The sequence below is a fragment of the Bacillus sp. DX3.1 genome (genome assembly GCF_030292155.1).
Classification (GTDB): Bacteria; Bacillota; Bacilli; order Bacillales; family Bacillaceae_G; genus Bacillus_A.
In genome coordinates this window covers 2760452-2780533 of sequence record NZ_CP128153.1, presented here as the reverse complement: position 1 = coordinate 2780533, position 20082 = coordinate 2760452, and the positions used below count along the sequence as shown (strand labels likewise).

Below are 20082 nucleotides of genomic sequence, written 5' to 3'. Positions count from 1 at the left end.
TGAAATACAAAGATGATAAGATATACCTTTAACTGGCTAAATATGTTATAGTAAGTGAAGTATGTATATAAAAGTATTGAAATTGGAGGAACCACATGATTACAGTAAGTAACGTTAGTTTGCGTTTTGCGGACCGCAAATTATTTGAAGATGTTAATATAAAATTCACGCCAGGTAACTGCTACGGTTTAATCGGAGCAAACGGTGCGGGTAAATCTACATTTCTAAAGATTTTATCTGGAGAAATTGATGCATCATCAGGTGATGTACACATTACGCCAGGTGAACGTTTAGCAGTATTAAAACAGAATCACTTCGAATACGAAGAGTTCCCAGCGTTAGAAACAGTTATGATGGGACACACACGTTTATATGAAGTAATGCAAGAGAAGAACGCAATTTACATGAAAGAAGATTTCAGTGATGAAGACGGTATGCGTGCAGCAGAGCTTGAAGGTGAGTTCGCTGAGCTAAACGGTTGGGAAGCTGAGTCTGAAGCTGCAATTCTTTTAAAAGGGTTAGGTATTGGTGAAGACATTCATGATAAAAAAATGTCTGAGTTAACAGGGGCAGAGAAAGTAAAAGTATTACTTGCACAAGCTTTATTTGGTCAGCCTGACATTCTATTATTAGATGAGCCTACCAACCACTTGGACTTAAAAGCAATCCAATGGTTAGAAAACTTCTTAATGAACTTTGAAAATACAGTTATCGTTGTATCCCATGACCGTCACTTCTTAAACAAAGTGTGTACGCACATGGCGGATCTTGATTTCGGTAAAATTCAACTTTATGTTGGTAACTATGATTTCTGGTATGAGTCTAGCCAATTAGCATTAAAGCTAACACAAGATTCAAATAAGAAAAAAGAAGAGAAAGTAAAAGAGTTGCAAAACTTTATTGCACGCTTTAGTTCGAACGCATCGAAAGCGAAGCAAGCGACTTCTCGTAAAAAATTATTAGATAAAATTACATTAGATGACATTAGACCGTCTTCTCGTCGTTATCCATTCGTTGGATTTACACCAGAGCGTGAAGTAGGTAATGATTTATTAACAGTAGAAGGTCTTTCAAAAACAATTGATGGTGAAAAAATATTAGACAATGTTTACTTCACTTTAAATAAAGGTGATAAAGTTGCATTTATCGGACGTAATGATATTGCAATGACAACATTATTTAAAATCTTAATGGGTGAAATGGAGCCAGATAGCGGTTCGTTCAAATGGGGTGTTACAACATCTCAAGCGCATTTCCCAAGAGATAACTCTGAGTTCTTTGAGAATAGTGACTTTAACTTAGTGGAATGGTTACGTCAATTCTCTCCACAAGATGAATCAGAAAGTTTCTTACGTGGTTTCTTAGGCCGCATGCTCTTCTCTGGTGAAGAAGTAAAGAAAAACGTTTCTGTATTGTCTGGAGGAGAAAAAGTTCGTTGTATGCTTTCTAAAATGATGTTAAGCGGAGCGAATGTATTAACTCTTGACGATCCAACAAACCATTTAGACCTTGAGTCTATTACTGCATTAAACAACGGTTTAATCGCATTTAAAGGTACATTACTATTCACATCTCATGACCATCAGTTCGTACAAACAATTGCAAACCGTATCATTGAAGTAACACCAAATGGTATCGTTGATAAAGAAGCAACGTATGATGAGTTCTTAGAAAACGAAGAGCTTCAAAAGCAAGTAGAAGCAATGTACAACGCAGGAAAATAATCTGTAAACATGAAACCCTCGCTCTTATTATAAGAGCGAGGGTTTTGATTTATTCCGCTATTTGCGGCGGGCAGTAATGCCTCCACCTCAAAGTTCAGCAGGAAGCTAAAAAGTTAGGTGGGGGATGAAAACCCTCTCACTGATCAAAGGTTCATTTTATCCCATGTGTTGGATGGTGTAGACATTAAATAAAGTTTGATAATTTATAAAAAATTTTGCTTTTCTTATTGCACTAAAGGGACAAGTTAGTTGAATTAATACATTGGTACCCTTAAATGTGCACAAGCTATTGGAAAATAGGAGATAGTGGAAATGAAGCATTTGTTAGTTAGTCTATTTTTAATTATTTGCCTTATTGGTTTTATTGGAACGTTTCAAGTTAAAGCCGAAAATAGTACAGAAAAACAAGAAGATAAGGTTCATTTTCATACTTCTTTTTATGATGCATTTTTGGTATTATTAAATCCTTATGCATCTAAAGCCATTAAAGAAAAATTTCCTGATCGAAGTTATGGATTGTGGAATGCCGAAATACTAGAAGTTAAACGATTAACTAGTGGGGCGGATCAATATCATTTTAACGTGAAAGTAAAATATGATACATATACAGGTCCTCATAATCCACCAGAAGGTCCTGTAATAATTACTTTTGATGTTATGTTAGATGGAGTTTCCATAAAAGAAATGTATGAACGATAGAATTTCTACATTTAAATTTATTTCAACTAACGGGTGCGTTAGTTGAACAAGAACTACAAAAAATGATCAAACTTTTTTATAAAAGTATAATCCAATTGAATATGTTAAGCGTGTGTTTTGATCAATCTTTTTTCAAAACACACGCTTTTTCTTTTTATTCGTTTATCAAGGTTATTAGTATCAATTTGATTGCTGCCTGGTCCCTATGAACAGCAATAAGAAGTATCCTATTATTTTTATTAAATAATACAGGTATTACTAAACGTATAGAAATATTAGGAATAACAAAAAGTCAACAATTAAGGGCACTTATTAATATGAATAAATTAGTAGTATCAAATCAAATTGGTAATTTTGGAAATAAGATTGTTTGCGGAATAGAGTACAAAGGTTTATAGTAGTTTTGTCCTGCTACACGGGCAGCATTTTTTTACAAATTTAAAATAAGCACAGGGAAAGAATGTTACAAATGTATTTGATTATATATATAAATAAGTAAAAATGTGTGGTAAGAAAATTGTTGAATAAATAAACGTCTGAACGTATAATTACTAATGTTCTTCATGAGATGAAAAGAGAGAGGTTTGTAAGGAGAAAGTTGTAATTGTATAAAAATAAAAAAAGATAGACTTATAATGAATAAGCTTTGGATGATTAAAAGAGGTGGAGAGATGAAAAAATTATTAATGAAGAGCCAGCGTATGTTAAGCAATCATTTTGCTTTCTTCGTTTTTGCGGTTGTTCTATTTTAGTTAAAAACGTATGCGGCCTATGTGACAGAGTTTAACTTAGGTATCGCCAACACTATGCAAAAATTCTTATTGTTTATAAATCCGTTAAGTTCTGCAGTGTTATTTTTAGGGTTAGCGTTATTTGCGAAAGGTAGAAGATCTTACATTTGGTTAATTATTATTAACTTGTTGATGACCTGTTTATTATACGCAAATGTTGTGTATTATCGCTTTTTCAGCGATTTTATTACGTTCCCAACATTGACCCAAACAAGTAACTTTGGGGACTTAGGTGGAAGTATTCTTGCATTAATACATGTATATGATTCGTTATATTTCTTAGATACAATCATTCTAACTGTGTTAGTGATAACAAAATTCGCAAACCCAGCACCAATTCGTGTAGCAAAGCATAAACTTTCTCTGGTGTTTATAGCTGCGATTTTAATCTTCAGTGTCAACTTAGGTTTAGCAGAATCTGATCGTCCTGAATTATTAACAAGAACATTTGATCGAAATTATATTGTGAAATATTTAGGTGCATATAACTATACAATCTATGATGGAATCCAAAGTATGAAAGCATCTACGGAACGAGCATTAGCTGATGGAGATAGTATGACAGGTGTACGAAACTATATTACATCGAACTATGCAAGTCCTAACCAAGATTACTTTGGAAAAGGAAAAGGGATGAACGTTATCTATATTCACTTAGAATCGTTCCAAAACTTCCTGATTAATTACAAATTAAACGGGCAAGAAGTGACGCCATTTTTAAATTCATTTACGAAAGATGCAAATACATTGTACTTTGATAATTTCTTTCATCAAACAGGACAAGGTAAAACATCTGATGCAGAGTTTATGTTAGAGAACTCTATATTTGGATTACCTCAAGGATCTGTATTTACAACAAAATCTCATAATACGTATCAAGCTGCACCGGCTATTTTAGGTCAACAAGGATACACATCTGCAGTATTCCATGGTAACTATAAAACATTTTGGAACCGTGATGATGTTTATAAATCTTTTGGATTTAATAAATTCTTTGATGCAACGTACTATGATATGAATGACCATGATGTTGTAAATTATGGTTTGAAAGATAAACCATTCTTTAATGAATCGATTCCATTGTTACAAACGTTAAAGCAGCCGTTTTATACGAAATTTATTACATTGTCGAATCACTTCCCTTATCCGATTGATAAGCAGGAAGCTACGATTGAACCAGCTAAAACAGGTGATTCATCTGTAGATACGTATTTCCAAACGGCACGTTATTTAGATGAATCCGTTAAAGGTTTTATTGATTACTTAAAGCAATCTGGTTTATACGACAATTCAATTATTGTTATGTATGGTGATCATTATGGCATTTCGGATAACCATAATGCGGCGATGTCACAAGTAATGGGAAAAGAAATTAACTCATTTGAAAATGCACAATTACAACGTGTACCGTTAATTGTTCGTGTTCCTGGTGTACAAGGAGGCGTGCAACATCAATATGGTGGAGAAATTGATGTACTTCCAACGCTGTTACATTTACTTGGTACGGATACAAAAAATTATATTCAATTTGGTACAGATCTATTATCACCAGAGCATAAGCAAGTTGTTGCATTCCGTAACGGAAACTATGTAAGCCCAACTGTTACTGCAATTAACGGGAAATATTACGATACAAACACAGGTAATGCAGTTGAAAAAACAGATGAGATAAAACAAAACGAACAAATGGTACAACAAAAACTCCAATTTTCTGATCAAGTAGTAAATGGAGATTTATTACGTTTCTACACACCAGAAGGGTTTGAACCGGTAGATCGTTCAAAATATAATTACAATCACCGTGATAAAAATAAAACGAAAGTGAAAACGACACAAGAAGGTTAAAGGTGTATGTTAAGCTTTTAGATAAATATTATGTTACACCCTCATGAGGTAAATTATCCTTTATGAGGGTGTTTTTTTATAAAGAAACTATAAGTGCAGATGTCTATTTGGAAATAAGGTTATAGTTTGTATAAGAGAGACATTAACCGACAGATCCAGTAGATCCAGGTAAAACGGATCAATCGAAAGATACTAAACCAAACAATGAATTACCAGCAACCGGCCATTCTACAAATTGGCTTCCGCTACTCGGTGGTGTCTTAGTTTTATTAGCAATTCGTTTAAAATTTAAAATGTAACAAAAAACCTCTCGTATAAAAGCGAGAGGTTTTTTGCATAAAGGTTAGTAATGATAGAGCTTATGAGGATATATTAAAATTTCACATACTGTATTAGTATAAGATAAAAAAATTATTTAAAGAGTACAATCATTGCACAATGTATAAACGATAATTTGGACTTAATTTTATGAGAAATAAAAGATACTATAAAAGTAGAAAGTGATTCAAACAATTTAATTTTGCAAAGTTAGTATCTATACTTGCAGTATAATAAGGAAACAAGTATAGAAAGGGTGTAGTCATATATGATGCTAGATCATCGCAGTACTGCAATTTTACAGCAAGTAATTCAAGCTGATACTTATATTTCTGTAGAACAGTTAACAGAAGTTTTACAAGTGTCAAAACGAACGATTTATTATGATGTCAAAAAAGTAGACGATTGGCTAATTGCAGAACAATTACAACCAATCCAAAATATTCGATCTTTAGGATATTGTTTAGATGATGATACAAAACAAGAGGTTATTGAAAAGTGGCATGGTTTTACAGCTTTTCAATATGAATATTCACCTCATGAGCGAAAATTATGGCTGGCTCTCCATTTATTAACGAGAGAAAAACGGCTTTTGTTGGAAGACTTAATGGATGCAGTACAAGTAAGTCGTAATACAACACTGGCTGATTTAAAAAAATTAAAACAAGAACTTATGAAATTTGAGCTGTCTATACAATTTGATCGTAAACATGGTTATTTCATTGAGGGAACGGAGCAAGGAAAACGCAATCTTTTAACTTTTTATCTTTCACAGCTTATCGCTAAGCACGGATGGGAGCATTTAATGTCACAAGTAAAACGAATTGTGAATCGTGAGGAAATCAACAAGGAAGGAGAAGAGCAAGAGGAAATTTTGCTTATTAGCAAAATCCTTTCTGAATGTGAAGTGTTTCTTGGTGTTCAATATACGGATGAGGTACTTGAAAATTTAAGCGTTTACATGTACTTGTTTCGAAATCGAATTGCAAAAGGCCAATGTGTTGAAATGGATGATGTAGAAAAAGATGTTCTTCAAAACATAAAACATTTCGAAGCTGCTAAATACATTGGAAAACAGTTTGAAACAGTATTGAATGTAAAGCTTCCCAAGGATGAAATTTACTATATTACGACTCATTTGTTAGGTGCAAAAGTAAATGCTCAGCAGCACGATTATGAAGTACATGATCCAACAGGTATTCGAAAGATTGTAGATTACATGATAAAGGATTTTCAATATTATGCCTGTGTGATGTTTACCGATTTAATAGGATTAACCTCAGATTTATATTTGCACATGAAACCAGCGTTCTATCGAGTGAGATATGGTATTGAAATAGAGAACCCGTTATTGCAGATCATTCAGCAAACATATGAAGAAGTGTATGTACTAACAAAGAAAGTTGTTTGTCATTTCGAAGAGTATGTGGGGAAACAAATTTCAGAAGATGAAATTGCTTATATTACGATGCATTTTGGTGCTTGGATGAGGAAAGAAGGAATCGTTCCCAATCCTAGAAAAACGGCATTGCTCGTTTGTCCAAATGGAATTGGTACATCAAGAATGCTTCAATATCAATTAGAACAACTCTTTTCAAGTATTGATATTTTAAAAGCGGTATCAAAGCGGGAGTATGAATCGAATTCTTTTGAAGTTGACTGCATTATTACAACAACAGAATTAGAAAAAAGCACAAAACCAATTTTTATGGTCAATCCTATATTGACAGACTCTGAAAAAGCATCTTTACTTCGCAAGGTGAATGCAGTTTTATATGGTGAGGATCAAAAAGATTCAGTTGATACACTCATGCAAATCATTAAAAAGCATTCACACATTATAGATGAACATTCTCTAAAACAAGAGTTAAGAGAATATATAAGTGGCCCAGTACACATAAGCAAGGAGGAGAAATACAAGCCTATGTTAAACGAACTACTAGTCGAAGACCATATTCAATTTCAGGATCGAGTAGATTCTTGGGAAGAGGCAATTACTGTTGCATCTGAACCATTATTAAAAAAAGGATGTATCTCAGAAAAGTATATTCAGGCGATGATCGAAATTGTAATAGAGTTAGGACCTTACATTGTTATTGCACCTAAAATTGCAATCCCACATGCTCGTCCGGAAACAGGAGTGAAAAAACTTGGCATGAGTTTATTGCAATTAAAAGAAGGGGTTTTATTTTCAGAGAAACAAGAACACTCGGTTAATCTCGTTATTGTTCTTGCGGCTATTGATAATGAAACACATTTAAAGGCTTTAGCACAATTAAGCGATATGCTATCTCAAACAGAGAATATAGAAATGCTAATTCATTCAAATTCAAAAGAAAAAATGCTAGAAATGATAAATCAATATTCCAATTAAGGGGGAAATAAAAATGAAAAAAGTATTAGTTGTTTGTGGAAATGGTTTAGGAAGTAGCTTTATTGTGGAAATGAATGTGAAAAAGATTTTAGGTGAGCTAGGTTTAGAAGCGGAGGTTTCTCATACGGATTTAGCTTCGAGTAAATCAGAACAGGCAGATTTATATTTAGGCGCAAAGGACATCATTTGTAACCTTGAAGATGGTGTTCGCACGGTGGCTGGCTTAACAAATATTTTAGATCAAAATGAAATTAAAGAAGCATTGCAAAAACATCTTATGTAAGAACAAAGCAGCGATGAAAAGCTGAAGGGGGAGCAGTGCTATGTTTGAAGTAATCATGAAAGATATTTTAGGGCAACCAGCAATACTCGTTGGAATATTTGCGATGTGTGGTTTGCTCTTACAAAAGAAAAGTTTTGCTGATACTGTTTCAGGAACATTAAAGACAATTATGGGCTTCGTCGTATTAGGAGGCGGAGCCACGATCCTAATTGGAGCATTAGATGTTTTTGGAAAAATGTTTGACAAAGCGTTTCATATTAAAGGGATTATTCCAAATAATGAAGCAGTTGTTGCCATTGCACAGCAAACATTAGGAAAAGAAACAGCATTTATTATGGTATTTGGGATGATTATTAATCTAATCATTGCTCGATTTACGAAGCTTAAATATGTGTTTTTAACGGGGCATCATACGCTTTTTATGGCATGTTTAATTTCAGCAGTATTTTCAACAGCTGGGATGAAAGGATTTTCTCTTGTTTTAATCGGTTCACTTGTATTAGGGTCTCTTATGGTGATCTTTCCAGCATTACTACAGCCGTATGTAAGAAAAATCACAGGAATGGATGACATTGCAATTGGTCATTTCGGATCTGTTGGTTATTTAGCAGCTGGCTTTGTTGGAAGTAAGTTCGGAAATAAAGAGAAGTCAACAGAACAAATTCAAGTACCAAAATCCCTAGGTTTTTTACGTGATACATCGGTTTCTATGTCTTTAACAATGTCCATTTTATTCTTTATCGTTGCACCATTTGCAGGTAAAGGATTTATTGAGACGGAATTAAGTAATGGACAAAACTATCTTGTGTATTCCTTTATGCAGGCAATCACATTTGCAGCAGGTGTTTATATTATTTTAGCTGGCGTGCGTATGCTAATTGCTGAAATTGTACCGGCTTTTAAAGGAATTGCAGATAAACTTGTACCGAATGCAAAACCAGCACTTGATTGTCCGACAATCTTTCCGTTTGCACCAAATGCAGTAATTATTGGATTTTTAACCAGTTTTATTGCGGGGTTACTTTCGATGTTTCTCCTTCCAGTTATCGGATTGAGCGTGATTGTACCAGGTCTAATCCCACATTTCTTTACAGGAGCAACAGCAGGTGTATTTGGGAATGCAACAGGTGGAAGGAGAGGGGCTGTGCTAGGAGCATTTGTGAATGGATTATTAATTTCATTTCTACCAGCTTTATTATTACCCGTACTCGGCGGATTAGGATTTGAAAATACCACATTTGGAGATTCTGATTTTGCTGTAGTTGGTATATTAATCAGTCAAATTGCAAAATTATTAAGTTCTATCTTCTAATGATATAAAAATAAAAAACACTTGATTCCCTTAAGAGGAAATCAAGTGTTTTTTATTACATACGTTTATCGTGCCAAAAGTTTAATGGGAAATGTTCATTTTCCTGATAACTTTCCAATTCATAACCTTTTTCTTTTAGGCCTTTAATAATTGCAGGCACAGCTTTTACTGATTGCGGATGAATATCATGCATTAAAACGACTTCCGTAGGGTTCACCGCACTAGCAAGAATATTTTCTGCAATTTTAGCAGATGCAGCATCTACTGGCATTTTGTTATATTTCCAGTCTAAAGAATCAATTGTCCAGTCCCATACTTTAAAACCACCTTCTGCAACTTTGTTGCGAAGGGCTTCATTTAATCCTGGCATTGAGCCATATGGTGGTCGTGTTAATGTCGGTGATTTTCCGATAATGCCAGCAATTAAGCTTTGATCTTCTTTCATTTCATTTACATAATCACCTTGTGTATACAGCTTTTTGTAATTATGCGTCATACTATGCATTCCAACGTAATGACCTTCAGCTAATTCGCGTTTTACTAGGTCTGGAAATGCCTTTACATTTGCACCAACTAAGAAGAATGTAGCTTTTGCATCTTCTTTTTTTAACATTTCAAGAAGTTCAGCAGTATATTTTCCTGGACCATCATCAAATGTTAGGTAGGCAACTTTTCTAACTTGCCCGTTATATTGTTTTGGTGCTTCTTTTGGAGTAAGTGCAGTTTGAAATTCACTTACAAGTTGAACAGACTTTGTTTCATCTTCTGTACTCGCATGAACAATGTTAGTTGAACCATAAATTGCTTCGTATAAAAATAATACCCCGACGCAAATCAACATTGCCCTTTTTAATAAGGTTGTCATTCGGATTCCATTGTGCATAATTTTCCTTCTCTCTATAATCATTATACTCTACTATTTTAGCAATTTTATGTAGGTAATTGCAAAGAAGATTTTTAAAAGTAAAAAAAGATTGTAAATACCTATGCAAGATTTTTTCATTTATACAAGAACAATCTTTTTTATATTGCAGGTTCAAAAAGCGGTGTAGAGAAATGAATAAATAAAGGGGAATGTTAACACTTGGAGAGTGTTAACATTCAATAAAGTAAAACTTTTATCAGTGAGGGTATCACTGCCCGTAAAATAGCTAGATAAAGGAAAGAAGGTGTGATAAATTACACTGGGCTTTAAAATCTGATAAGTTGTAGGTTTTACAAAATAATAAAAAATGATATTTTAGCTTTGTTCAATTCTATATTAAATTTCACATACCGTATTGAAAAGAATAAAAAACTAGGAAAACAAGAAATAATGTCGAATATATCGTAAATACTCATGAAAAATAAGAAGATGTTATGTATAGCCGATAAGTTTTGTTAAAGTAATGGGGGATAGGTCTGTACTAAATAACAAAGGAGCAAGGATATGAATGTAGAAGAAGTGATGAATGGACTGGAAGCAGCAAAGAAAATCGTTACATCACAATTTCCAAATTGTGATGTGGCTCTTTTAGGTGGAAGTGTTGCAAGAGGTGAGGATACAAAAACATCTGATCTTGATATTGTTATATTTGGTCATAGTCTCACTTCTTGTTACCGCGAATCCTTTTTAGCTTATGGATGGCCAGTAGAAGTATTTGTACATAACTTTACATCGTATAAAGATTTTTTTAAAAGTGATTGTGAACGTGGAAGACCTTCTTTACCACAACTTGTTGTCGAAGGAATTGTATTAAAAGATACTGAGAAAATTGTAACGGATTTAAAAAAAGAAGCACAGCAATTATTAGATAAAGGACCTGAACGTTGGATTGAAGAAGTAATCAAGCAGAAACGATATTTTATTACAGATATGTTAGATGACTTTATTGGAGCAACAAAAAGGGAAGAGGAATTATTTATTGCAAATCATCTAGCAAATCTTTTGCATGAATTTGTACTTCGAGTAAATGGTCAATGGGTAGGACATTCCAAGTGGTTTTTTAAGACTTTGAAAAAATATGATGAAGAGTTTGCGGCGGATTTTGTTAGAGCCTTTGACCACTTTTATAAAACAGGTGAAAAAGAAGAACTTATCATATTTGTTGAAAGAGTGCTAGAGATGTATGGAGGCAGATTATTTGAAGGTTTTTCGATTGGGAAATAATAGAGTGGAAGTTTAAATAAAAGGGGATAGAAAAAATGGATGTATCAATTGTTCAATTAAGAGAACTGTCATTACATGATACAGAAGATCGATATCAATGGTCATTAGATAGAGAAGTCACAAAACACTTAGTCGTACCTGATCAATATCCACCATTTACACGTGAGGATACAAGAAAATGGATTGAAATGTGTATGAATTGAACAAATGGTTATGAACAACGGGCATTGAATATCTTTTGTGAACTATAAAAATATTATGTAAACAAAAAGGCGTTAAAAGAAAATATTCTCTTTTTGAATCTGATGATAGGTAAGTTTATGATGGGGGAGATATAGAAAATGATACGAATTTTATCTGAATGTGATGCAGCAAAATATTGGGACTTACGATTGCAAGCATTACAAATCAATCCAGAAGCGTTCGTTACAACCTATGAAGAAGCGCTAAAAAAAGAAAACCCAATTGAACAAGTAACTCAAAATTTACAATCACATACTAGCTATACATTTGGAGTATTTAATGAAAGTGATACATTACTTGGTGTGGTAACACTATTAACCGAACAAAAGTTAGCCTTTAAGCATAAAGGGCATATTGTGGCGATGTATGTTGATGCCCATAGTAGAGGGAATGGGTATGCACGAGATTTATTACAAGCAGTAATAGAAAAAGCGAAAGAATTACACATAGAACAACTTTGTTTAGGCGTTGTTTCTAACAATGAATCTGCTAAAGGGCTTTATAAATCTATTGGATTTACAACGTATGGACTAGAAAAAAGAGCATTAAAAATAAATAACGAATATCGTGATGAAGAGCATATGGTGTTGTTTCTTTAAAAGAATATTTAAGAAGGGGCATACAATGTTTAAAACAAAAAAGCTTTACCTGAAAGGAGGAATTACAATGAAAGATTTATATTTGGAACAAGGAATGAATCCTCAAGTCGCAATTTTATACGCTACTGTAAGAGATACATTCAACAGATTAGTAGACTTAGTTTATGATGTAGGATTAGAAGAATTAGTGTATAAAGGTCCAAGCGGAGATGAGAATAGCATTGGTCAACTTTTGCGACACTTAGCGATTGTTGATTTGTATTGGGTGTATCGTTTGAAAAATGAGCCACTTCCATCGAAGTTACAGGAAACGTATGGTCCTATGCTAGATGAAAACAGGGAATTACCTCAAGTCGCAAACTATTCTTTGGAACAACTTATGCAAAATTATCAAGAAGTCCAAAGCATGTTTTACAAGGAATGTATGAATTTAAAGGAAGAAGACTTACAGCGTGAAGTGTTTTATGAAAAAGGCGAAACTGCTACGATTAGATGGGGAATATGGCATATTGCCGATCATAATCGATATCATCAGGCACACATTGGTCGACTACGAAAATTGTATCAATATGAAAAAGTAAGGTAATTAATTATATGCCAAAAAAATGTTTGAAAATTAAGAGTTATTTTCAACTTAAATATATTTTGTTATATAGTAAAAGAAAAATAGAATAAGGGGTTTTAGGATGAAAGCAATTGCAGCAGGTGTATTGGCATCTTTTTTCTTTGCCTTTACATTTATTTTCAATCGAGCGATGGATTTACAAGGGGGAAGCTGGATATGGAGTGCTTCGTTACGATACTTTTTTATGGTTCCCTTACTCCTTATCATTGTCATGTATAGGGGAAATTTAAAACAACTCTTTCAATATATGAAAACAAATCCAAAAGAATGGTTGTTATGGAGTATTATTGGATTCGGGCTCTTTTATGCACCCTTAAGCTTCGCGGGATCATTCGGTCCAGGATGGCTCGTTGCCTCAACATGGCAAATTACGATTATTGCAGGTATTCTATTAACACCATTATTTGCAAACGATTCTCTTCATAAAAAAATCCCAGTCAAAGAATTGATGATGTCTGGTGTTATTTTAATGGGTGTTGTTCTCATGCAAGTGGAACACGCTTCTTCTTTAGGAATTCGTGAAACCGTTTTATGTGTCCTTCCAGTTATAGTTGCAGCATTTGCTTATCCACTTGGTAATCGAAAAATGATGCAGGTTTGTAAGGGAGAATTGGATGTTTTCCAACGAGTTCTAGGTATGACATTAGCAAGTTTACCATTTTGGTTTCTGTTATCTGGGTACGGGGCTGTTACGGCCGGATTACCATCAAGTGATCAGGTTTTTCAATGTTTTATTGTAGCGATTAGTTCCGGTTTAATTGCTACAGTGTTATTTTTCTTTGCGACTGATCTTGTAAAGGATGACCCACAAAAACTAGCGACTGTTGAAGCAACGCAGTCTGGTGAGGTACTATTCGCATTGCTTGGAGAACTCATTTTATTATCTGCTCCATTGCCATCATCCTTATCTTGGGTTGGAATGAGCCTTGTTGTTGTCGGAATGATTTTACATAGTTATGTTGCAGTTTTCGTGAAAAAAGAAGAAAAAATACCAGCGTAAAAAGATGATTAATCTGTAAAACTAAATAAGTGTTTTTAATCATAGTAGATATAAAAACACTATTTTCATACAATGTTACACATTATATGAATAAGAGATACATCACTATTTGATAGTGGTGTGTTTTTTATTTTAGAAGACCTCTATATGACCTCATATACTGCCACAACAAAAAAATAGATTTACTGCAACAATCATTTTTTGTATAATTAAATTAGAATATTTTGGAAAAAACTTTTGTAACGTACAAACAAAAATTACATGCTAACAAGCCTATTCAAAAGAGTGCTATTGAAGTTAATCCTATCGATTATCGACGTATTAGTACGGAACGTAATATAAAGAATGCAAAAACAAGATACATGAAGTTATCTAAAAAAGAACTCGTACAACTATTAATTCAAGCAGAACAATATATTGCTGAAAATAACAAAACATGGGTGTCTCAACATTTTGAATCATTTAAATAAAAAAGACTTATCGAAATATATAAAGAATATATTCTTTAATATAAGGAAAAACGGAAATTTTTTACAATATAGGGGTAGCGTTAGAAAATGCGGATTTACAACGTTAAGATCTTTTTCCTGACGCATCTGTCAGGGAAGTTTTATTATAATAGGCTATATCAATTGTGATTGGAGTGTTATTAGATGCAAACAAAAAAAGTTTATCTTTATGTATTTAATACAATGTCAGACTGGGAATATGGATATTTAATTGCTGAACTAAACTCAGGAAGATATTTCAAAAAAGATTTAGCACCTTTAAAAGTAGTTACAGTAGGAGCTAATAAAGAAATTATTACTACGATGGGAGGACTGAGCATAAAACCAGATATTTCCCTTGATGAATGTACTCTTGAGAGTAAAGACCTTTTAGTTTTACCTGGAGGGACTACTTGGAGAGAAGATATTCATCAACCTATCTTGAAAAAAATTGGCGAAGCTTTAAATCTTGGCACTATTGTTGCTGCGATTTGTGGTGCAACTGAGGGCCTCGCGAATATGGGATACCTAGATTTTAGAAAGCATACAAGCAATAACTTAGAGTATATTAAAATGGTCTGTCCTAATTATAAAGGAGAAAAATTTTATGAGATGGGACCTGCGGTATCTGGTGAGAATTTGGTTACTGCATCAGGAGTAGCTCCTCTGGAATTTGCGATGGAAGTACTGAAAAAATTAGATGTATTTGCACCAGATACATTACATTCATGGTATAACCTAAATAAGACTCATAAACCTGAATACTTCTTCCAGTTAATGAATTCAATAAATAGATGAGCTGAAAAAATCAACTGAGCAGTTTTATATTAGTTTAATTCAAGTGAATTGTTAACCAGAAATGCATTGCAGTAAATTTCATATGTTGTAGTAGTAAATGAGGTCATTTGTAGTACAAAAAGGATAGATAATACAGAGTAAATCTGTATTATCTATCCTTTTCTTTTTTTTCTCTATATAATGTGTAACATTATATTTAATCCCTTTAGAAACCAAGGTATAATAGCTTATTTCTCGCTTTCAATAAAACGATTCGATCATCTTTTTATATTGTAAGAAAGAAGGAATATTTCATGTTGGAAATTGTTCAAAATGTTGCTAAGGACTCGGTTGTGAGTATATTACGATATGCAGTATTATACAAATATGAAGACATTGTTGTTTTATTAAAACAGCAACGGAATGATAGACATGCTTTTTAGTGTCCATTATAAATAGTATGTCCATGCTTGATAATAAACGATTTTGTATATACTAACTAAACAGTGAATTTAAATAGTCAGTGTTAAAGTAGAAGGAGTTTATTAAAATGAAAGCAACATACTATAAAGGGTTAACGATGAGACCAATTAAGGAAAATGAAGTAGATCAATTTTCAAATTTGATGAAATATGTGTTTCAAGTTTCAAAAAAAATGATTGATGATGAAGGGAAAATGGTACAGAAGAAAAGTCATCAACTAAAACCAGGAACTGCTTTAGGGTGGTTTGACAAGGATAAATTAATTTCACAAATTGTAGTTCTTCCATTTCAAGTGAATATTCATGGCGTGATCTATGAGATGGGGGGAGTTACTGGAGTCGGAACATATCCAGAATATGCGGGGCATGGATTAATGAATTCATTAATGAAAGAAAGTTTAAAGACGATGCGAGAGAGTGGACAATATATTTCTTATTTATTTCCCTATTCAATTCCTTATTATCGTAAAAAGGGTTGGGAAATTATTTCGGATATGATTGAGTATCAAATTAAAGATACGCAGTTACCTAGGTACCGTGGAGACATTAATGGTCGTGTAAGAAGAGTGAATTTAAAAAGTAAAGAGAAAGAAAAAATTTATAATGACTTTGCAAAAAAAACAAATGGTGCAATGATTCGGAACACACTTGCATGGGAAGAACGTTTTCGTGAAGAAACAATTGACTTACAATTAGCAGTTTACTACACGGACGAAGATGTTCCTGAAGGGTATTTGTTTTATCGTGTACTTGAGGAAAAGTTTTATATTGAAGAAATGATTTATTTAAATGAAGAAGCGAGAAGAGGGTTATGGAATTTTATTAGCGCTCATTTTTCAATGGTGTATTTTGTGAAAGGGAAAACATGTGTTCATGAACCAGTCGCTTTTTTACTTGAAGATAGTGAGATAAAGCAAACTATTGCGCCTTATTATATGGGAAGAATTGTAGATGTTTTAGGTTTTTTGAAACAATATCCATTTGAAAGAGTGAAGAACGAAAAACTAATTTTACATATAGATGATCCAATACTGGAATGGAATAAAGGCATTTTTACTTTAGAATGGAATAATGAAAAGCAATTGCGTATAACGTATCAGGAAACAACAAATCGTGCTGAAGGAGTATTTTTAACCATTCAAACGTTAACGACAATGTTGTTAAGCTATAAACGACCTACATTTCTGAAAGATATTGGGAGAATTAAAGGGGATGATGAAATGATTAAAGCCCTTGAAGATTTAATTCCTGATTCACCACCATGCTTTTTTGATTATTTTTGATGAAAAATATCTCCAAGGTTAACATGGAGGAAAGCCGTTAGGGAATACAATGATAAAAGGTACTAGCTCAAATAATCTCTCCTAGGTAAAAATCGTAATTTTACTTAGGAGAGATTATTTTTTTATTAGAAAAATTGTTCAAATTAAGGTTCATTAATTCTGATTTAGAATGACTTTACAGTTTGTGGAGTGACTTATGGTAACGTTCTTGTGTTTTATGGACCAGGTTCTAAGAGTATTGACCTTTATGAAGAAAAATGAACGGATAGAACAAGAAGTCGGGTTATGTAAACCTCACATGAATAGAACATATATATAAATCCAAATTAAAAAAACGACATAAAGCCCTTCTTTTTAGGCGGGAGAGAGCATCCGGCCATGCATAGAAGCGGTCAGATCCTTTTCCTGCCCCATGCCAAGTGAAAACAGAGAAAGAAAACGAGTGCAGGTCACCTGTTGTTATCCATAGCCGCGACTTATATGTCGAAAAATCAAAATGGATTTATATAGTTTAAAAAAATAAACTTAAGAGGATTTTTTTGCGCCCTGTTTAATATAAAAAAGAGCAAATCAAATTATAGATGAGGTGAAATAGATGCAAATTTTATTAATTCATCATGGAGAATCTTGAGATGACTTTTTAGAAGAGGGATATAAAGGTTCTACGGATTTACCACTAACCAGTAAAGGGCTTGAACAAGTTGAAAAAACGTCTAATCACGTATCAGAAGAGTTTCTTCCAGAATTTATTTGGTCGAGTACATTGTTGCGTGCAAGCAAGCTGCCGAAGTTGTAGCTGATACTGTCAGTTGTCCAGTGAAATACTTGGACGAACTGCGAGAAATGAACAATGGTGAGAGTAAACTAGAATTTAGGCTACACGGTGAACAAATCGTATCTTTCATTAAAGAAAACAGTAAACAATATAAACGAATTGTTATTATTTCACATGGAGGGATGATTACAAAAATTGTTGAGAGCTTTCTTCAATTACCTACAGTTCATGATATATGGTTCCACACTGATCATACTGGGATTCATCTCCTTGAATACACTCATGTAGGTCGTCTTATCAGATTTACAAATAGTACAACCCATTTGAAAAATACTATGTCACCCTCGTTATTCTAATTGGAGAATTTTATACTTTTATAGTTTTATCAGTTTTAATTATCTTACCATTTCTAATGACACAAGAATCGAAAAATAAAGATTTTTCTGTTTCTATGTTTTCCACTTATGTTGATGATAATACCCAGCAGATTATAAATATACTTCTTTTTTACTTTTAATAGCTATAAAAGCTAAGTGAGGGACAAAAACGTCTAGTGAAGAAGAATGACTATATTTCAAATAAGAAGGAGTGGCAAGCTTGAAAAGGAAAACGATTTTGTATTGGTTTCTATCTATTATGTTGGTTACTTTTTTAGGGCATACGGTGTATGCTGCAGAACAACAAGAATCATTTAAGGTTCAAGAATCGAATGCTCTAAAAGGACAATTCCATCTTGATAATGTAGTAAAAATTTACGTGCCATCGACCTATAATGTAGATCAACCTATCGATAATACTCCGTACGTTAATGAGTCTCTCGAGACATTCTCTAATATGTTTGGAGGAGCTACCGCTATTGAGGGAACAGGGGCTTGGGTAGGAGATAATAATCAGCTCATTAAGGAAAAAGTTACCATTGTGTATAGTTTTGCGGAAAGTTTGAATAAGAAGAAGGTTAATGAAGTGGTAGCATATGCTAAATCTCTAAAGGAAGAGATGAAGCAATCATCAGTGTCCCTTGAAGTAAACGGGAAGATGTATTTCATTGAATAACTGTTGTAAAGAAGCTTGGAGATTTTGTATCTTCAGGCTTCTTTATTACGCCGGAATAATAGAGTGGTTGAGTCATTCTTAGCCATAGTTTAATGGTTTACATAATAAAACTTATCGTAACCCAATATATCTAGAAACCTCAAAAAATCCCTTCAGAAGATTTGAAGGGATTTTGGGACACTATACCAGGACTGTCTAGCCCCTTATCTTTTCCAAATTACAAACTAGTCTAGAATTAGTTAATCATTCTTTTCGTAGTTTCCTGCACGTATTTGGTTCTTTTTAAATAACATTTGGACTGTCTGTTCCAAAATGCCCTGTAAATCACGGAAATAGAAATGAACCCCGTCATGCAAGATTTTTATGAGAAACTCCTCTTTAGAAGAAAAATGGGCATAAAACGCTCCTTTTGATACCTCAGCATGTCTAACGATTTGGTCTATACTAGTACTTCCATATCCGCTTTTTGAAATAAGTTTTATTCCTGCATCGACGAGCTTCTGATTTGTTCGTTCTGACATTTCCTGATGCCTTCATAATTTCGGACCCCTTCATTCATTCAATTCTGAATTTTCGATTTATAGTATCATAGTACTGGTTTGACACGAATATATACAGATTAGTCAGTATTGTAAAGAAATTCAGCGATTAATTTCAACACACACGGTTCATTTTATTGTACCATCCAAGACAATTTAGAAAGGAGATGGATGAAGATGAAAACGAAAAAATTCGCGGTATTTTTGTTAACAATTTTTTTGATGCTAACAGGATGTAACAACACTTCAAACAATAATCCAGAACTAGAATCAGGGGAACAAGTTGTAGTAGATTTTTATGAAAAAGCATTTGTAGATTATGATTTAAAAGGTGCAAAGAAATACTTAGAAAATCCTCAAGATGATTCACAAGAGCTTTCACAAATAATTAAAGAGGTAAAAGCAAAAGGAAAACCAATAGAAAAAATATATATTATTGACGCGGCTAATTATGGAGCAGAGAGACTAATAGGTGTGTATCGATCCGAAACGAATGACTTATTTGAAATTACGTTAAGCAAGATTGGAGAAGAGTGGAAAATAGAAGACTGTAAGTTTGGTGGAGGAGATCCTGATGACCTTAATAAATATCCAAACAAAGCCTATGAATATTAAATGAACAAATTAAAGTGCTATTATGTACAACTTAGTCTAAGAGAATAAAAAAATTATTATTAACATTCATTTTAATCCACTAACTTTTTCAAACTTATATATTTGAAA

16 protein-coding genes and 3 pseudogenes are annotated in these 20082 nt (G+C 33.3%); 17 read left to right on the top strand and 2 right to left on the bottom strand.

What is annotated here, in order from left to right:
* The first annotated feature begins 95 nt into the window (after positions 1–95).
* The 7 genes and pseudogenes from QRE67_RS13695 (at position 96) to ulaA (ending at position 9346) form a co-directional block, all read left to right on the top strand.
* The gene (locus QRE67_RS13695) at positions 96–1724 is read left to right on the top strand and encodes an ABC-F family ATP-binding cassette domain-containing protein (RefSeq protein WP_286120709.1); all 1629 of its coding nucleotides are present in this window, start codon (positions 96–98) and stop codon (positions 1722–1724) included.
* Between the two features lie 312 nt (positions 1725–2036).
* Positions 2037–2423: a DUF3888 domain-containing protein gene (locus QRE67_RS13690; protein ID WP_286120708.1), complete on the top strand. Its 387-nt coding sequence runs from the start codon at positions 2037–2039 to the stop codon at positions 2421–2423.
* Between the two features lie 671 nt (positions 2424–3094).
* Positions 3095–5059, top strand: a pseudogene (ltaS, locus tag QRE67_RS13685) (lipoteichoic acid synthase).
* A gap of 200 nt (positions 5060–5259) precedes the next feature.
* Positions 5260–5358, top strand: a pseudogene (locus QRE67_RS13680) (LPXTG cell wall anchor domain-containing protein); the annotation flags it as partial.
* Between the two features lie 287 nt (positions 5359–5645).
* Positions 5646–7751, top strand: a complete 2106-nt coding sequence (locus QRE67_RS13675; RefSeq protein ID WP_286120707.1) for a BglG family transcription antiterminator — start codon at positions 5646–5648, stop codon at positions 7749–7751.
* Between the two features lie 13 nt (positions 7752–7764).
* Positions 7765–8034 (top strand): PTS sugar transporter subunit IIB, encoded by a 270-nt coding sequence (locus QRE67_RS13670; RefSeq protein WP_286120706.1) that lies wholly within the window; start codon positions 7765–7767, stop codon positions 8032–8034.
* Positions 8035–8074: 40 nt separating this feature from the next.
* Positions 8075–9346 (top strand): PTS ascorbate transporter subunit IIC, encoded by a 1272-nt coding sequence (ulaA, locus tag QRE67_RS13665; protein WP_286120705.1) that lies wholly within the window; start codon positions 8075–8077, stop codon positions 9344–9346.
* Positions 9347–9401: 55 nt separating this feature from the next.
* On the opposite strand, the gene QRE67_RS13660 is transcribed toward ulaA, so the two are convergent.
* Positions 9402–10229, bottom strand: coding sequence for a peptidoglycan-N-acetylglucosamine deacetylase (locus tag QRE67_RS13660; protein ID WP_286120704.1), 828 nt, complete (start codon positions 10227–10229; stop codon positions 9402–9404).
* A 564-nt stretch (positions 10230–10793) separates the two neighbouring features.
* On the opposite strand from QRE67_RS13660, the gene QRE67_RS13655 reads away from it, so the two are divergent.
* From QRE67_RS13655 to QRE67_RS13615, 9 genes and pseudogenes are all read left to right on the top strand, one after another.
* Positions 10794–11495 (top strand): nucleotidyltransferase domain-containing protein, encoded by a 702-nt coding sequence (locus QRE67_RS13655; protein ID WP_286125283.1) that lies wholly within the window; start codon positions 10794–10796, stop codon positions 11493–11495.
* 35 nt (positions 11496–11530) lie between these two features.
* A pseudogene (locus tag QRE67_RS13650) lies at positions 11531–11695 on the top strand (GNAT family N-acetyltransferase); the annotation flags it as partial.
* 141 nt (positions 11696–11836) lie between these two features.
* Positions 11837–12337: a GNAT family N-acetyltransferase gene (locus QRE67_RS13645; RefSeq protein WP_286120703.1), complete on the top strand. Its 501-nt coding sequence runs from the start codon at positions 11837–11839 to the stop codon at positions 12335–12337.
* A gap of 67 nt (positions 12338–12404) precedes the next feature.
* The gene (locus QRE67_RS13640) at positions 12405–12923 is read left to right on the top strand and encodes a DinB family protein (RefSeq protein ID WP_286120702.1); all 519 of its coding nucleotides are present in this window, start codon (positions 12405–12407) and stop codon (positions 12921–12923) included.
* 100 nt (positions 12924–13023) lie between these two features.
* Positions 13024–13962: a DMT family transporter gene (locus QRE67_RS13635; RefSeq protein ID WP_286120701.1), complete on the top strand. Its 939-nt coding sequence runs from the start codon at positions 13024–13026 to the stop codon at positions 13960–13962.
* A gap of 653 nt (positions 13963–14615) precedes the next feature.
* Positions 14616–15248 (top strand): type 1 glutamine amidotransferase family protein, encoded by a 633-nt coding sequence (locus tag QRE67_RS13630; RefSeq protein WP_286120700.1) that lies wholly within the window; start codon positions 14616–14618, stop codon positions 15246–15248.
* A 529-nt stretch (positions 15249–15777) separates the two neighbouring features.
* Positions 15778–16992: a GNAT family N-acetyltransferase gene (locus QRE67_RS13625; RefSeq protein WP_286120699.1), complete on the top strand. Its 1215-nt coding sequence runs from the start codon at positions 15778–15780 to the stop codon at positions 16990–16992.
* A gap of 750 nt (positions 16993–17742) precedes the next feature.
* Positions 17743–18123: a histidine phosphatase family protein gene (locus QRE67_RS13620; RefSeq protein ID WP_286120698.1), complete on the top strand. Its 381-nt coding sequence runs from the start codon at positions 17743–17745 to the stop codon at positions 18121–18123.
* 241 nt (positions 18124–18364) lie between these two features.
* On the top strand, positions 18365–18820 hold the full coding sequence (locus tag QRE67_RS13615; protein ID WP_286120697.1) for a DUF3574 domain-containing protein: 456 nt from the start codon (positions 18365–18367) through the stop codon (positions 18818–18820).
* Between the two features lie 239 nt (positions 18821–19059).
* Here the strand turns inward: QRE67_RS13615 and QRE67_RS13610 are convergent, their stop codons facing one another.
* Positions 19060–19341 carry a TetR/AcrR family transcriptional regulator gene (locus tag QRE67_RS13610; protein ID WP_286120696.1) on the bottom strand — a complete coding sequence of 94 codons (282 nt, stop codon included), beginning with the start codon at positions 19339–19341 and terminating at the stop codon, positions 19060–19062.
* Positions 19342–19536: 195 nt separating this feature from the next.
* Here QRE67_RS13610 and QRE67_RS13605 point away from each other — a divergent pair, with 195 nt between their 5' ends.
* Positions 19537–19974: a hypothetical protein gene (locus QRE67_RS13605; RefSeq protein ID WP_286120695.1), complete on the top strand. Its 438-nt coding sequence runs from the start codon at positions 19537–19539 to the stop codon at positions 19972–19974.
* Positions 19975–20082 lie beyond the last annotated feature (108 nt).